Below are 1,754 nucleotides of genomic sequence, written 5' to 3' on the forward strand. Positions count from 1 at the left end.
GTGAGGACCCCTTATCCCGAAGTTACGGGGTCAGTTTGCCTAGTTCCTTAACCATGAATCTCTCAACGCCTTAGTATGTTCTACCCGTCTACCTGTGTCGGTTTGCGGTACGGGTACCAAAGGGATTAAGCTTAGCGGATTTTCTCGGGAGTATGATTACCCTCGCTATCAGACTCCCCCGAAGGGGATTCCGTACTTTCAGGGTCGGCTCTCGCGGTGGATTTGCCTGCCACGATCGACGCCTACACCTTTCAACGCGCATATCCGTCAGCGCGCGGAGGTTTCACTGCTCCGTCTCCACAATCGCTCCCCAAGGTAGTACGGGAATGTTGACCCGTTCTGCCATCGCCATCGCCGTTCGGCTGAGACTTAGGACCCGACTGACCCCGGGATGATTGACATTGCCCGGGAAACCTTAGACTTACGGCGGGGGGGATTCTCGCCCCCCTAGTCGTTACTTATACCTACATTTGCTTTTCCGCAAGCTCCACGCAAGGTCGTCCCTCGCGATTCAACGCCGGCGGAATGCTCCCCTACCGATACTTTTATTAATTGCTATCCCGCGCCTTCGGCGTCCGCCTTATACCCGATTATTATCCACGCCCGGACCCTCGACTAGTGAGCTGTTACGCACTCTTTGAATGAATGGCTGCTTCCAAGCCAACATCCTAGCTGTCACAGGGACCAGACTTCGTTAGACTAACTCAGGCGGAACTCAGGGGCCTTAGACGGCGGTCTGGATTCTTCTCCTCTCGGGCACGGACCTTAGCACCCGCGCCCTTACTGCATGGCTGCGAATCGCGAGCATTCGGAGTTCGTCAGGTCTCGATAGGCGGTGAAGCCCTCTTGACCTATCGGTCGCTCTACCTCTCGCGATGAATACCACACGCGGCACCTAAATGCCTTTCGGGGAGTACGAGCTATCTCCAAGTTTGATTGGCCTTTCACTCCTACACACACCTCATCCGGAAGCTTTTCAACGCTTATCGGTGCGGACCTCCATCCCGTGTTACCGGGACTTCATCCTGGACATGTGTAGATCACTTGGTTTCGCGTCTACCCCCTCTGACTAAACGGCCTATTCAGCCTCGCTTTCACTGCGGATGCTTGTCTCGTGACAATTATCCTCGCCAGAGATGGTAACTCGTAGGTTCATTATGCAAAAGGCACGCCGTCACATGCATTGCATGCTCCGACCGCTTGTAGGCGCATGGTTTCAGGATCTGTTTCACTCCCCTCGTCGGGGTGCTTTTCACCTTTCCCTCACGGTACTGGTTCACTATCGGTCTCATGGGAGTATTTAGCCTTGCCGGATGGTCCCGGCCGATTCGCGCAGGATTACTCGTGTCCCGCGTTACTCAGGATACCGCTACGTCCCGTCTCGCTTCACGTAAGGGGCTTTCACCCGCTATGGCCTGACTTTCCAGACAGTTCCGTTCACGATCAGGGTACGACGGCGCGGTCCTACAACCCCGGCACTGCGTCGCCACAACGCCGGTTTGGGCTCTTCCCCGGTCGCTCGCCACTACTGGGGGAATCACGTTTTGTTTTCTCTTCCTGGAGGTACTAAGATGTTTCAGTTCCCTCCGTTAGCCTCATTACAAAAGGTAATGATGACAGCACTTCATGCTGACGGGTTGTCCCATTCGGAAATCCGCGGGTCAAGGGATATTTGCTCCTAACCGCGGCTTATCGCAGCTTATCACGTCCTTCATCGCCTCCATGAGCCAAGGCATCCGCCATGCGCCCTTATT

At 55.1% G+C, this 1,754-nt stretch carries 1 rRNA gene; it reads right to left on the bottom strand.

Annotated features, from left to right (window positions below):
- Positions 1 to 1,754: ribosomal RNA gene (locus tag CIK98_RS08210) — 23S ribosomal RNA — on the bottom strand; the annotation flags it as partial.

This window comes from Prevotella sp. P2-180 (assembly GCF_002251435.1).
Taxonomy (GTDB): domain Bacteria; phylum Bacteroidota; class Bacteroidia; order Bacteroidales; family Bacteroidaceae; genus Prevotella.